General features: G+C 45.4%; 11 protein-coding genes. 6 read left to right on the top strand and 5 right to left on the bottom strand.

Features of this window, described 5'->3' with window-relative positions; all coding sequences use genetic code 11:
- Nucleotides 1–58: 58 nt before the first annotated feature.
- Nucleotides 59–1,867: a protein-disulfide reductase DsbD gene (locus HW988_RS03050; RefSeq protein WP_181606166.1), complete on the bottom strand. Its 1,809-nt coding sequence runs from the start codon at nucleotides 1,865–1,867 to the stop codon at nucleotides 59–61.
- Between the two features lie 103 nt (nucleotides 1,868–1,970).
- On the opposite strand from HW988_RS03050, the gene motA reads away from it, so the two are divergent.
- Nucleotides 1,971–2,837: a flagellar motor stator protein MotA gene (gene motA, locus HW988_RS03055; RefSeq protein WP_142698960.1), complete on the top strand. Its 867-nt coding sequence runs from the start codon at nucleotides 1,971–1,973 to the stop codon at nucleotides 2,835–2,837.
- A gap of 53 nt (nucleotides 2,838–2,890) precedes the next feature.
- On the top strand, nucleotides 2,891–3,850 hold the full coding sequence (locus tag HW988_RS03060; protein WP_181606167.1) for a flagellar motor protein MotB: 960 nt from the start codon (nucleotides 2,891–2,893) through the stop codon (nucleotides 3,848–3,850).
- Here the strand turns inward: HW988_RS03060 and HW988_RS03065 are convergent.
- Nucleotides 3,822–4,502: a TorF family putative porin gene (locus tag HW988_RS03065; RefSeq protein WP_181606168.1), complete on the bottom strand. Its 681-nt coding sequence runs from the start codon at nucleotides 4,500–4,502 to the stop codon at nucleotides 3,822–3,824. The two genes, HW988_RS03060 and HW988_RS03065, sit on opposite strands and share 29 nt — an antisense overlap.
- A 97-nt stretch (nucleotides 4,503–4,599) precedes the next feature.
- Between HW988_RS03065 and HW988_RS03070 the strand changes: the two genes are divergently transcribed.
- Complete coding sequence (locus HW988_RS03070; RefSeq protein WP_181606169.1) at nucleotides 4,600–5,427, top strand: exonuclease domain-containing protein; 828 nt, start codon at nucleotides 4,600–4,602, stop codon at nucleotides 5,425–5,427.
- Nucleotides 5,428–5,505: 78 nt separating this feature from the next.
- Entirely contained in the window at nucleotides 5,506–7,881 is a 2,376-nt protein-coding gene (gene lon / locus HW988_RS03075) for an endopeptidase La (RefSeq protein WP_181606170.1), read from the top strand.
- A gap of 107 nt (nucleotides 7,882–7,988) precedes the next feature.
- Here the strand turns inward: lon and HW988_RS03080 are convergent, their stop codons facing one another.
- Nucleotides 7,989–8,945 carry a signal peptidase II gene (locus tag HW988_RS03080; protein ID WP_181606171.1) on the bottom strand — a complete coding sequence of 319 codons (957 nt, stop codon included), beginning with the start codon at nucleotides 8,943–8,945 and terminating at the stop codon, nucleotides 7,989–7,991.
- Nucleotides 8,946–9,136: 191 nt separating this feature from the next.
- Here HW988_RS03080 and dacB point away from each other — a divergent pair, with 191 nt between their 5' ends.
- Together dacB and HW988_RS03090 are read left to right on the top strand one after the other, a co-directional pair.
- Nucleotides 9,137–10,564: a D-alanyl-D-alanine carboxypeptidase/D-alanyl-D-alanine-endopeptidase gene (gene dacB / locus HW988_RS03085; protein WP_181606172.1), complete on the top strand. Its 1,428-nt coding sequence runs from the start codon at nucleotides 9,137–9,139 to the stop codon at nucleotides 10,562–10,564.
- Nucleotides 10,561–11,772 carry a lytic transglycosylase domain-containing protein gene (locus HW988_RS03090; RefSeq protein WP_181606173.1) on the top strand — a complete coding sequence of 404 codons (1,212 nt, stop codon included), beginning with the start codon at nucleotides 10,561–10,563 and terminating at the stop codon, nucleotides 11,770–11,772. Before dacB ends, HW988_RS03090 begins: the two co-directional genes overlap by 4 nt.
- Nucleotides 11,773–11,832: 60 nt before the next feature.
- Here the strand turns inward: HW988_RS03090 and HW988_RS03095 are convergent, their stop codons facing one another.
- Nucleotides 11,833–12,477 carry a TetR/AcrR family transcriptional regulator gene (locus tag HW988_RS03095; protein WP_181606174.1) on the bottom strand — a complete coding sequence of 215 codons (645 nt, stop codon included), beginning with the start codon at nucleotides 12,475–12,477 and terminating at the stop codon, nucleotides 11,833–11,835.
- Between the two features lie 450 nt (nucleotides 12,478–12,927).
- Nucleotides 12,928–13,398 (bottom strand): hypothetical protein, encoded by a 471-nt coding sequence (locus tag HW988_RS03100; protein WP_181606175.1) that lies wholly within the window; start codon nucleotides 13,396–13,398, stop codon nucleotides 12,928–12,930.
- Nucleotides 13,399–13,577 lie beyond the last annotated feature (179 nt).

A 13,577-nucleotide genomic window follows, 5' to 3' on the forward strand; every position in this document is an offset into this window, starting at 1 on the left:
GAATAAAAAAGGCGCAAGCAGGATCTGCTTTGCGCCTTTTGTCTTTTAAAGCTCGCTTTTATTTGCTGGCTTTTTCCATTCTTTGCAGGAACTTTTCTGCATTTTCAAACTGGGTCAATGTCAGACCATCGATCCACACACCTTTGGCGTTATAGAAAATCACCGTCGGTAAGCCCTGGATATTGTATTTCTTTTTTAGAACCTTCAGTGCAGGGGATTCTTTCGTGGCGTCGTATTTTAACAGCACGAAATTACTGCCCATAGCGCGAACCCGTGGGTCAGTGAATGTGTTTTCCGCAAGTTCGTGACAAGCAGCACACCATTCAGCCCAGAAATCGATGATTACAGGGCGGCCTTCCTTCACGGCTTGCGCTAAAGCTTCATCCGTATACGGTTGCCAATTCAAAGTTTGAATTTGGTTGATGGAATTATCAGCCATCACACGACCACGAATATAAGGGCGCAAATCAAAAACAGACAATGCAATATAACCGATACCCACGATCAAAACGGCCTGCATGATACCTTTTTGAATGTGTTTACGGGGGCCGCTGCCTCCACCCTTCGTCGGCAAGAACGCTCCGTAAACGCTGGCCAGGATCACTAAGCCTAAACCCAGGGATCCATCAAACCAGCGCAGTGGAAGTAATAGTTCCAAGTAATAATAGAATGCCGAAAGCATCAACGTCCCAAGAATAAATTTGAACCAAACCATCCACGGACCTGAGCGGGGAAGCTTTTTAACCAACTGATTGGAAAGACCCAAAGCGATAAAGATCAAACCTAAACCCAGTGCATAGACAAACAGAAATAAGAAGCCAAAGAGCATGTTTTTAGTCGAGGCAACGTACGTCAGAATCGCAACCAAGACAGGTCCCACACAAGGACTTGCCACGATACCTGCAAATAAACCCGTCAGATAAATTCCCAAAATACTCTGCTTGTGCTTTTTTGCACCCAAACCGTTTCTTAAGAAAGCTGGAACTTGCAAGTCATACAAGCCGTACATCGATAGTGCCATCGCCAGGAAAATCACACAAACTACGGAAAGTACGTAAGGGTTTCCTAAAGAGGCCCCGAACACGTTGCCGCTCGTGGCGGCAGCCAGTCCCAGCAGGGAGTATGTCGTTGCAATACCCAACACATATACGCAGGAAGTAAAAAAGTTTTGTAAGCGTGAGCGCTGTTCGGCGTGGTTGCCCAAAACCGCCAAAGTAATTGGGATCATCGGAAAGATACACGGAGTAAAGCTTGTGAAAATTCCCGCAAAGAAAACAAAGATCAATCCCGCCACCATACTTGAACCCAAGTATTTGGCAAAATTGTTGCTATCGAAAAATCCGTTAGCCTTTTCTTGCACCGTCGGCATATTTTGGATCTGAGCTGCACCCTCAACCATGGGTGTGATGATTGGGACTTCTAAAGTTTTGGTCGTCGGGAACAGACAGAACTGATCGGAGCACGCTTGATAAGTCAGTTCCAGTTTCATCTTTTCATATTTTTTTAAGAAGCGAGTCGGTGCTTCAATATGAGCGGTCAGAGTTCCTTCACCCACCAAACCGGTGCGTTCGCGTTTTGAGAATTTGTCATACCACTTCGTTACGGGCTCCAATTTAAACGGCGCCACTTTGAATCCATCTGGTTCATAGATAACGACTTTGAATTGATCCTCGTAAGCGTGGAAATTCTCAGGAAGTTTTAATTTGAAAGTGAGGGAACCTCCCTGACCGGGACTCCACTCATAGGGAAGGACCTGGGTCTCGACCAAAAGAGGGTCGGTCTCAGAGGCAGTTGTCTGCGCCCAGGACGTAAGGCCCGGAAGCAGGAAAGAAACGATAAGGAAAAGGTTCTGCATTGTTGCTTTCATATATTTGTCTTAGTCCCTCTCCCGACTATGGGCAAGATTATTTGCCGATGACTCAATTCTAACATGTATCAAACCGATAGAGAAACTGAAGAGGTCATATTCTATGGGTTTTGTAGGTATATTGATAGTTTTCGCGACAGTTTTCGGGGGCTATATTGCCGGTCACGGTAAGATGGGCGTCATCATCGAAGCTGCGGGTCTTGAGATGGTTATCATCGGGGGAGCTGCCTTCGGTGCATACGTTATTGCCAACCCAATGAAGATCGTAAAGATGGGGATTAAACTTTCCATCAAAGCGATGACTTCGAAGGGTCCACAAAAGTCAGACTATGTTGAACTTTTGCAAATGCTTTTCCAACTTTTCCAAGTCTTCAGAAAAGAAGGTCCTCAAGGTATCGAGAAACATATCGAGGAACCGGAAAAGTCTGACATCTTTAAAGCTTACCCAAGCTTTATGCACAATCATCATGCCGTAGATTTTCTTTGCGACACGATGAAGGTGACTTTGTCTTCTGAACTTTCTCCTTATGACGTAGATGATCTTTTGGATGCCGATATCAAAGGTATCCATGCCGAAGAACATCTAGCACAACATGCCGTCGCCGCCGTAGCCGGTGGTTTCCCGGGTCTGGGGATCGTTGCCGCCGTACTTGGTATCGTTAAGACCATGGGTGTCTTGACCGCAGGTACTGAGGTGATCGGTGAGTACGTTGCCCATGCCCTCGTGGGAACGATGTTAGGGGTTTTCTGTGCTTACGGTTTGATCGAGCCGACTGCAACTAAAATGGCAGCGGATATCGAAGCAGAAGGTCGTTACCTGGGTTGTATTAAAGCTGCGTTGGTAGCTTTGCAACGTGGTGCTCCTCCGATCGTGTGTGTGGAGTACGCTCGTCGTTCGATCATGCCGGAAGAAAGACCGACATTTAACGAAGTCGACAAAGCTACAAAAGAAATCAAGAAAGCTGCGTAATGCTAACAGATCGGGAGCCAGGATTACGGCTCTCTCTGGATTAAGGAAGAACAATGGCAGAGAAGAAACAGACAATCGTCATCAAAAAGATCATCGTCCAAGGCGGTGGTGGACACGGGGGCTCCTGGAAGGTTGCCCTTGCTGACTTTATGACGGCCTTGATGGCCTTCTTCCTGGTTATGTGGATCGTGGGTCAATCTGATCAAACTAAAAAAGCGGTTTCAGATTATTTCTCCACACCTTCAGTTATTGAATACAATTTCCAAAACTTCGGGGTTGAGCTGACTCTTGAAAAACTTTTCCTGGATCTTTTGAATGAGCCGTTAAAGGCGTTCCAAAGTTTCATGGAACCAATGGATAAAACTCCAAATCTATTGGATATGGGTTCTGCAAAAGTAGTGGCTGCGTATATGGCTGACCAGATGAATGATGTCGCTAAAAACGTAGTGGTCACTCCCGAGGGTTTTGATTTCGATATTCCTGATTACATGTTGTTTGAACGTGGATCTTCTCAGCCGAATGCTAATTTTGTCCAAGTAATGGATAAAATCAAAGGTGTAACGGCGGGATTGAAAGATGCCGAGATCAAACTTACATCAGGATTGTTTGTGCAATCGGTTCCAGATGGTGCTTTGATGACGGCGAATCGCGTGGCTTCTCAGCGTCTGGATATTGTTCGTAATAAAATTGCGGCTTCCTTGGAAAGCAGTACTGTGAATGTAAACGGTGCCATCAGCGTGAAAGAAAAACGCGGTGAAGTGGATCCTAAGAAGCTGGTGGGTTTTATCAAAGTTAAGATCGCCCAAAAAGAACTGACATCAGACGGTCGTAAGCAACGTAAGTTGGAATCGATGTTTGGTTCCAAGAACGTAGACATGTCGGTATATGATAATTTTGTTCAGCAGGTGTCCACTCGTCGCAAAGAAGAAGCGCAACAGAAAAAGCCTCTTCGCGAGCAAGTGAACGATGAATTAAACGAAGCGGCTAAAAGCCCGTCTTCGCTGACAGAATAAAGTAAATTTCTCCGGTGCCATCCAGGTCACCGGCTGCAGAGGTGCCGGTCACGGCACCTTCAAAGAATATCGCTTTCCACTGAAATCCCAAAGCCGTTCGAAGATCAAAATAGCTGCTGATGGAATCCACATCAGGTGTATTGTATCCGGCTTCGTTATCCCATTTCCAATCTGTGAATACGGTTGTGACTTTGCCGAACCCAATTCTCATCGAACGTTGTTTTGTTCCTTCCCAGTTACTTAAGTTGTCTAAAGTAACGCGGTAAGTTCCAAAGTTTAAATGAAGTCCCAAAATGTTCCCGTTGCGAGCACCTTCTTTATAGTAAGTGCTATAGGAATACATAATCACCGCATTCGATTCCTGGCTGAAATCGATTTTGATATCCGCATTGGCTCGAAGGTTGAAATGATCATCGCTGTTTTTAAAGTTCGTGTTCGAACCCCAAAGTCCCATGCGGAATTGAGGTCCAAAGTTAAACCAGAAAGAACCTTGCAAGGCGGGCGAGCCGTCTGATTGGTTCAATCCGTATTCAACGTATTGAGACAGCAGTGACACGTCACCGGTCATTTTAAAGGTTGGAGTGTTTTCCGCAGCTAAAGCCGCTGAATTCAGACCCAAGAGTATAATGATAAAACTGATGTATCTTCGCATAGATAGTGGGTTTCATTGTGAACGAAGAAAGTACAAAATAAAAGAAAAGCCGTCGTGGAGCTGGACCAAAAGCCTAGGAACGGGGTATGAAAGCCCCATGAATTTAGAACTTCCTTTAGATGAGTACACGTATATTGCTTTCGACACGGAAACCAGCGGAGCCTACCCAGTTGGCTACGACATCGTCGAGTTCGGAGCAGTGAAGTACTTTAAAGGGCAGGAAGTGGATCGTCTGCAGTTTCTTTTGAAACCCCGCGAACTGATGAGCGACTATATCATCGGGATCCACGGCATCACGAATATGATGGTGGCTGATGCGCCTGTCATGGAAGATAAAATTCATCAAATCCACGAGTTTTTTAAGGGCTCTGTGGTCATGGCTCACCATGCTCCCTTTGATCTGGGATTTCTTTCTATTGATTTTGAAAAAGCCGGATTGTCGTTACCGACAGAACCCGCTCTTTGCACCAGCCTTCTTTCGCGTAAATGGATTCATGGTGTTGAAAATCACAAACTGCAAACATTGATCAAGCATTTGAACATTGATGGTGGTCAGGCACATCGGGCCTATGATGATGCGAAAGCTTGTCTTTATGTCGGCTTGGAATGTTTCAAGAAAATGGGTGATGGTGCCACTCTTGAGCAAGCTATCAAAAGTCAGGGTAAAAAATTATGGTGGAAAGATTATGCTATGCACACCGTAAATGACACCAACCTAAAGACGATGATTGAATCCATTCACACCAAAAAAGATTTGGACCTCGTATATGATGGCGGCTCAGCTAAGGGCGAAACGCGCCGTGTGAGCCCCATTGGAATCGTACGTAATCCAGATGGCGACTATCTTATGGCCCTTTGTCAGAGAGAAAATACCAATAAACGATATTATCTGTCTCGCATCAAAGATGTGGGCATTGTTTATTAACCCTCACCTTGACGCTTTCTAAATCGGATACATGATTAACTTATGACCCTGCACTCACAGCAGGGGAAAGGTGAGACCATGTCATTCGTATCTGGCTACCTTCCAGTTATTCCGCTAAGAAATGCCGTTCTGTTTCCCGGTGTCAGCATGCCTTTGCGGGTTGGAAGAGACCGCAGTATCCAAGCTTTGCAAAAAGCCTTAACCAACCAAAAGTGGATCGTTTTACTGACTCAGAAAAATCCTGACGGCACTGTGGAAAAGCCCGAGGATATGCATACTGTCGGTACTCTATGTAAAATTGAATCCCATAAAAAAGAAGACGATGGAAGCTTTACTATTTTCGTCAATGCTCATCAGCGCATTCGTGCGCGTGAAATGAGATTTGAAAACGGAATCTATGAGACTTTGACGGAAGGAATTGAAGATATTCTGGTTGCTGATCAGAAGACCGAGGAAGCCTTGCTTGAAAGCCTCAAACAGATCGCTTACGACACCGTTGATTTGCTGGGCAAACACATGCGCCGGGTAAAAGAATGGATCGCAGAGATCGAAGAGTTATCACTCCTGACCAATGTTTGTGCAGCTCATGCAGACTTCACCCTTGGTGAAAAGCAGGGGATTCTGGAAACTTCAGATGTCCGTGAACGCGCATTGAAAATTCTGGATCTGATGAAGGAACAAAAAGAACGTCTGAAAATTCAGATCGATATCCGTCAGAAACTAAGTGAAAACATCAATCAAAGCCAGAAAGAAAGCATATTGCGCGAGCAAATGCGGGTCATTCGCGAACAATTGGGCGATGAAGACAACAATGATGTCGCCGATAACTTCCGTAAAAAAATTCTTGCGGCGGGAATGCCCGACGAGGCGTTGGCGTTGGCGAATTCTCAGTTGAAGCGATTGGAAAATATAAACTCGGCATCGCCCGAATATCAAATCATCCGTACGCATCTGGATTTGATGACAGATTTGCCGTGGAGTAAATCTTCGCCGGATCAAGAAATTGATCTGGAGAAAGCCGAAAAGATTTTGAACGAGGATCACTTCGGCATGGATAAAATTAAAAAAAGAATCCTGCAGCATTTGGCGGTGATGAAGTTGCGTAAATCGCATCAGGGTTCGATTCTGTTATTCGTAGGACCTCCGGGAGTAGGTAAAACTTCACTCGGTAAAAGTATTGCGCGCGCGCTGAATAAAAAATATGTGCGTGTTGCCTTAGGGGGTGTTCGTGATGATGCGGAAATCCGCGGTCACCGTCGCACCTATATCGGCGCAATGCCGGGTCGAATTATTTCTGGAATTAAGAAAGCCGGTGAAAACGATCCTGTATTTGTACTGGATGAGATCGATAAATTATCGCGCAGCTTTAATGGCGACCCTGCAAGTGCCCTTTTGGAGACTTTGGACCCTGAGCAGAATAATACTTTCCAAGATCACTACCTGGATACGGCTTACGATCTTTCAAAGGTGCTATTTATCGCCACGGCTAATGCGCTCGATACAATTCCGGGTCCTCTGTTGGATCGTATGGAAGTGATTGAACTTACGGGCTATACAATTGATGAAAAGAAAAATATCGCGAAACGCCACTTATGGCCGAAGCAGCTCAAAGAGCACGGTATTGAGGAGTCTCAGTTGGAGATCACTGAAGGTGCTTTGACGAAAATGATTACCGATTACACTCGTGAAGCGGGTGTGCGTGAACTGCAACGTAAAATCGCGACGATTTGTAAATTTATGAGCTTGAAGATCTTAAAATCCGAAGGTGCAAAACTGATTGTTGATATCAATGATCTGGATGACATCTTTGGTGCGGAAAGATTCTCGGCGGATCTAACGGAAACAGCGTTGCCTCCAGGTGTAGTAACGGGGCTTGCATGGACTCCGGTGGGCGGTGATATCCTGTTCATAGAAACGGAAGAAATGCCGGGCACAGGCCAGTTGTTGCTTACCGGGCAACTGGGTGAGGTGATGCAGGAATCCGCTAAGATCGCGATGAGTTTATTGAAGGCGCGGTTGCCTTTAATGGATCCGTCGGTGGATTTCACAAAAAAAGAAGTTCATGTCCATGTTCCTGCAGGCGCCATCCCTAAAGATGGTCCCTCTGCTGGGGTGACGATGTTGACGTCGATTGCTTCAAAAATGTTGAAAAAACCGGTGAATCCAAAATTGGCGATGACAGGTGAAATCTCCCTTCGCGGAAGTGTTTTACCCGTCGGCGGAATCAAAGAAAAAATCATTGCTGCTCATCGGGCGGGGGTGACTGAAGTAATCTTGTGTAAGAAAAACGAAAAAGACTTACGCGAGGTTCCTCAAGAGATCAAATCAACGATGCAATTCCACTTCGTCGATAACGTAAATGATCTTTTGAAGATCGCTTTGGAAATCGATTTCCCGGCCTACAAAATGAGTGCGAACAACACAACGCCTCTATTTCCCAGAGCCCTTAACTAAAAGGTACGAACTAAAAGGTACGGACACACTTTCTCCAAACCCAAAAGCCACAGATTAATCTCTGTGGCTTTTGGGTTTGGAGAAAGTGTGTCCGTACCTATTGTCGCCTATTGTCTTGGTTTGTCGTCGGGATTGATGCCGTCATTGAATTCTACGACATTCACGGTGCGCTCGGCTTTGATGACGTTCAGGCGCTTGGTGATTTCTTCTGCCAGGGCTTCCAGTTCTTTGAATTCGTCACCTTTACGAACTTTCAGCAAAGGTATGTTTTCACCTCTCATAATACCATACAGGTACCTTTCAAAGGCATAGATCGGTCCTGCGATACGGTGAGAAAGAACTTTACCGACGGCGAAAGTGATGGCACAGAACGCCACACAGATGATAATGAACGTGATCACATAAGGAACCAGGAACTTATTCAATAGGAACTGGTTATTCCCCACTAGCTCCTGAATCGTCACACGCAGATAAGTGTAAGAGAACACCAGGCTGATCAGCGTAAGGCTTAAACCCACCGCCATCATCAGGATGCAATATTTTAACTGGAACGAAAGATTCACCCAGAACTTTTTGCGCGAATTGTTTTCCGGCCACAGCAATTCACCTTCACGAATGATCGCAAACACGATCAGGGCATAACCGACCCATTGCAAAGCATCTGCAATATTGAATGCCGGACTGGAAAGAGTGGGTGTGCCTACAACGATAAAGTCGACAACATATCCCCACACGATACGATCCGCGACGTTCCCTAAAATCCCGCCGATCAAGATCGAAAGACCACAACGCAGAGTCAGGGACTTAATTGGTAACATGTACTGGATAAGAGCATAGGTACACAAAAGAAACGCGCCACCCGTCGAAAGGGAAACGATACGCAAAACTGAAGGCAAATCTGAAAACAGGCCTAGCATTGCGCCGTGATTGTGGTGCAATACAAAATGTAGTGGGCCATGGGATTTCACAGAGGTGATATCCGTTGCCCACAATTTAGTTACGCGGTCGACCAACCAGGTCGCAACAAGTGGAAGTATAACAATGAGCCATTCGCGCTTTTTCATTCACCACAGTCTAACAAGAGAGACTGAATTTGTTGCGAACTGATTTGCCGATCGCTACTATCGTCTAGGAAGCTTGATCGTGAATTTTTCCGGCGTTGCTCGTCGTCGGCGTACAGGGAGTACGCCTTCCTCCTCGCGCCTTGGCAAAATCCACGCTTAAGCTTCCTGAAATAGTTCACGGAGGAATTAGGATGCGACATTTGATTTTTGCTGCGGCTGTTTTGTTTAATTTTTCGGCACATGCGTCTTTGGATGCTAAGGGTGCTGCTGAAGAGATGCAAAGTTTGGCCAAGAAGCACAAGGTCCAGCTGTCGGATTTGGGCATTTATGCGTCTGTTGGTGAGGGTGAGAATTTAAAGGTTCTGCTCGACAACAATGGTTCCAAAATGATGATTCCGGCGTCGATCACGAAAGTGGCGACGGCTTCTGCGGTTTTGGCGAATTTCCCTCCGGGCCACAAATTTAAAACTCAGATTTGGACAACTGGTGATGTGGATAAAAAAGGCATCCTTAAAGGCAATGTCTATTTGAAAGGTGGCGGAGATCCTTCTTTCGTTTCCGAGAACATGTGGTTCTTGGTGAATGCGTTTCTGCGTAATGATATTAAACGAGTTGAGGGTGACATCATCGTTGATGATTCGCTTTTTGATAAAATGCGCTACGATATCAGCCGCCAAAAAGAACGTGTTGATCGCGCCTATGATGCTCCGGTGGGGGCTATGTCTTTCAATTGGAATTCTGTAAATATTTTCGTTCGTCCCGGAGATAAATCTGGCGACGACGCGCGCGTTTATATCGATCCAGAAAATGAATACATCCGCTTGGTCACGAAAGCGAAAACGACTTCCGGTTCTGATAACAAATTGCTCGCCGATCGCAAGGAAGATCCCAAATTTGATGGCGATCTTTTGCACGTGGGTGGCAGCATCGGTAAGAATAATAAAGAAATCACGGTGTTTAAGAACATAACCCAGCCAGACCTTTGGTCAGGTTATAATTTGAAGTCTTTCTTGGCTCAAAGAAACGTCACGGTCACAGGTGCAGTGAAATCTGGCGCCACTCCGACAACGGCGACGCTTGCTGCAGAATCCGAAAGCAAAGCAATTGAAGGCATCGTTGCAGATATGAATAAATTTTCGAATAACTATGTGGCCGAGATGTTGACGAAAAACATGGGCACAATGAAAAAAGACAAAGGTGTGACGTTAGCTGACGGCATGGTGGCCATTCAAGAACACATGCAAGCTTTGCAAATCCCTAAGGATCAATACCACTTAGAGAGTCCGTCGGGGCTGACGCGTGAAAATAGAATGTCGTCTTTTGCGATGTGGAAAGTGCTTCAGCATTTGCGCAACGACTTCCGCGTGCAACCTGAGTTTCTTCAAAGTCTTCCCATTGCTGGAATAGATGGAACCCTCAAAAAAAGAATGAAGGGAACAAATGCGGAGCGCTGGGTACGTGCTAAAACGGGATACATAAATAATGTTGTTTCTCTTGCGGGTTACGCAGGTTTAGAGGACGGAACAGTTATTACGTTCTCCTTTATATACAATGGCGCAACGGATGAAGCGATGGTTCGACAATATTTTGATAATCTTCTGAAAAGTTTGATAAAATGATTAAGAAGAGAACACCAGAGGGGATCATTCTCGTGAAGAACTTTGTCGTTTCATTATTAGCCACTGCTTTAATGGCACCTGCTGCTTACGCGCAGGATGTGGGCGACATCATTCCAAACATGGTTCCCCAAGTTTTGCCAGAGAGTCGCAATTGGCGCCCACCGGTTTATAAGAATCAGGATAATACCCTCGGTTACAGTTCCAAAGCTTTCGCCACTCCGAAAGGAATGGAAAAACAGGTGCAGTTCTGGGTCGACGTTTATTCTAAATATACTTCCGAGCAGGGAATTCTGCATGATTCCGAAAATGTCGAAAAAATCTATCAAATTGTTGATTTGAAAGGTTTGAAAACAGATCGCGAAAGACAAAAGAAAATCGACATCGTTAAAAAAGAAATCAGCGAGAAATTGAACCTTAATAAAGAACAACGCAGTAATCTGCGCTTTCAGTTAGGTCAAAAAGATCGCATGCAAACGGCGATTTTCTATTCTGGTCGTTATATTGAGGACATGGAAAAGATCTTCCGCGAAAACAAACTGCCAGTGGAACTGGTGCGCCTGGTCTTTGTTGAAAGCTCTTTCAACATCAATGCAAGATCCAAAGTCGGTGCAAGTGGAATGTGGCAAATCATGCCTTACACCGCTCGCCCGTACCGAATGATTTCTTCGTCAGTGGACAAAAGAAATCATCCGATGGAAGCCACTAAGTTCGCGGCAAGACTTTTACGTTCAAATTACAACATGCTGGAGTCCTGGCCGCTTGCTGTGACTGGTTACAATCACGGTCCAACGGGTGTGGCTAAGATGACTAAGAAGTACAAATCCCGGGATTTATCTTACTTGGTGGATAACGTTTCCTCCCGTCAAAGCTTTGGTTTCGCTTCTCGAAATTTCTATGCCTGCTTCCTGGCGGCTTTAGAGGTTGAAAGAAATGCGAATACGTATTTCGGTGGAGTGTTGTGGTCAAAGCAATTGGAATCGCAAGACTTGAAACTTCCCAAAGCCATCAAATATAAAGACTTAGTGAAGTGGTTTGATGGTGATCATCAGAAAGCTCAAGTATTCAATCCGCATTTAACTTATCAAGTAATCAAAAAGGGGATGGCGATTCCGACGAAGACAGTCGTCGCTCTTCCGAAAGATAAATACAATATTGCTTTGATTTCTCTTGCCCACAAGGGTCGTACGATTGCTTCCGATAAAAACTAAAATGTCTTTTTAATGAAGAAAATAAAAAAACCCGGTATCGCTACCGGGTTTTTTATTTTCTTAGCCTTGGTTTTCGACGGGAAGATCCAAGTATTTCATGAACAACTTTGTCATTTCACTCAGGATGGACGGGTCGTTGATGTAATTTGGATTATCGATCGCCATTGTGTTTGCCAAACCGATGAAGGCATTCACGATGATGTAGGAGATTTTCTCCATGTCTTTTCCAGGAACTTGCGGAAGATTGTATTTGATAGTTTCTTGGAAGAAGCGGATCGATTCAGAAATATAAGCAGCATCTGCTACGTAATATTGAATCGTTGTTAGCTTCGCACGCAATTCGTATTGGCGGCGGTATGTTTCAAACGCTAGCTCCAACATGGCACGAACTCTTTGTTCAGGTGGCAGAGGGAAAATAGAGCGCATTTTTTCGCTCAAGATTCTTTTATCTTCTTCCATCAAGTTTTTAACTACTGCTTGAACGACAGACTCTTTGTTGCCAAAGAATTGGTACAAGGAACCGATACTGACACCGGCTTCTTTCGCAATTTTGTCAGTTGTAATTGAGTAGAATCCTTCAGAAACCAACAAGCGAGAACATGCGTCCAGAATAGTTGATACTGTCTGACGGGAACGTTCTTGAGTGGGCGCCTTCACTATGATCTTAGTTTTCTTCGCTTTTTCTTTTTCCATAGACTGAATCATTTGAATGATTCTCCCTTTCCTTGTGGACGAGAGTCCTCTGAGGACAGAATAGGTCGAGCTGGACGCGGGAGGCAAGTCTGGTTTTTTACAAACCTGTAATGAATGGGTAATGTTCGGGACTTTGGTCTAGTTTCCTGGAACCCGCTAAGCCGGGAGGGGTAGACTTTTGCAAACGCGACACGGCGTCGTGCCTCGCCATCGCCGGCTTCGCCGGTTCGCGCTTCCAGCGCCGATGGAGGTCGCTTTTTGCAAAAGTCTACCCCTCCCGGCTTAGCTGGTAGCCAGTGTCTTTACCTAGTTTCGAACATTTCTCTTATTTGGAGTAGACCAGTTCTGGCTTGTTCGCCTTTGGCGAACTCGCTGGGTTTTCTGGCTGGAGCCTCCCTTCGGGGGCTCGCCGCTTTTTGGGGGAGCGTAGCTCCCTTTGGGGAAAGCCTGCTTTGCGGCTTTCTATTGTAATTCGTTTTCGCAGTATTGTAGGCCGCGGTCGGTGTTGGCTGGGTAGCTCATGGATTTGGCTAAGCTTATGCATTGTTTTTTGCTGATGGTTTTATTGAATTCACGGATGCAGTGCCATTTGGTTTCGTCGCCGCTGTCGGCGTATTCCATGTTTTTGGCTATTTGGGCGCACTCTTTTAGACTGATTTTTTGGAGGTCATAAAGGCAAACCATGCGGGCGTCTTCAGCATTGTTGGAATATTCCATAGATTTTGCCAGTGTTAGGCATTGGCCTACGGATAGATGATTTTTCTTTTTCTTTAGGCATTTTAGGCGGTAGTCGTCTCTTTGATCCATGGCTAAGCCTGAACCCTTTGAGGGTTCGCATGACGTGCTTGAGCCCACGGCGGCGCCGGCATCAATTGCGTAGATAGACATGACTGTTAGGACTGAGAAAACTATTTTCAACCAACGTGAATCCATGGCGAGGTCCTTTTGCAAATTAAAAGCCTCGTTAAACTAGCTTATATTTCAGATGAGCTGCAAACCCTTGTCTAAGAATGTGACAAGCAACATTCAGCGCCACCCAAAAGGTGCCTGCCGGTTTTTGGTAGCTCATGTGCGTCTAGAAAAAAGCGGCAGGCACCTTTTTGGGGGATTAA

Origin of the sequence: Bdellovibrio sp. KM01 (assembly GCF_013752535.1) — a bacterium.
In the GTDB taxonomy this organism is placed as follows: Bacteria; Bdellovibrionota; Bdellovibrionia; order Bdellovibrionales; family Bdellovibrionaceae; genus Bdellovibrio.

What these genes read in the sequence shown, in the direction of transcription:
- HW988_RS03050 (WP_181606166.1), bottom strand. Translation starts at nt 1,867, where the DNA reads ATGAAAGCAACAATGCAGAACCTTTTCCTTATCGTTTCTTTCCTGCTT.
- motA (WP_142698960.1), top strand. Translation starts at nt 1,971, where the DNA reads ATGGGTTTTGTAGGTATATTGATAGTTTTCGCGACAGTTTTCGGGGGC.
- HW988_RS03060 (WP_181606167.1), top strand. Translation starts at nt 2,891, where the DNA reads ATGGCAGAGAAGAAACAGACAATCGTCATCAAAAAGATCATCGTCCAA.
- HW988_RS03065 (WP_181606168.1), bottom strand. Translation starts at nt 4,502, where the DNA reads ATGCGAAGATACATCAGTTTTATCATTATACTCTTGGGTCTGAATTCA.
- HW988_RS03070 (WP_181606169.1), top strand. Translation starts at nt 4,600, where the DNA reads ATGAATTTAGAACTTCCTTTAGATGAGTACACGTATATTGCTTTCGAC.
- lon (WP_181606170.1), top strand. Translation starts at nt 5,506, where the DNA reads ATGTCATTCGTATCTGGCTACCTTCCAGTTATTCCGCTAAGAAATGCC.
- HW988_RS03080 (WP_181606171.1), bottom strand. Translation starts at nt 8,945, where the DNA reads ATGAAAAAGCGCGAATGGCTCATTGTTATACTTCCACTTGTTGCGACC.
- dacB (WP_181606172.1), top strand. Translation starts at nt 9,137, where the DNA reads ATGCGACATTTGATTTTTGCTGCGGCTGTTTTGTTTAATTTTTCGGCA.
- HW988_RS03090 (WP_181606173.1), top strand. Translation starts at nt 10,561, where the DNA reads ATGATTAAGAAGAGAACACCAGAGGGGATCATTCTCGTGAAGAACTTT.
- HW988_RS03095 (WP_181606174.1), bottom strand. Translation starts at nt 12,477, where the DNA reads ATGATTCAGTCTATGGAAAAAGAAAAAGCGAAGAAAACTAAGATCATA.
- HW988_RS03100 (WP_181606175.1), bottom strand. Translation starts at nt 13,398, where the DNA reads ATGGATTCACGTTGGTTGAAAATAGTTTTCTCAGTCCTAACAGTCATG.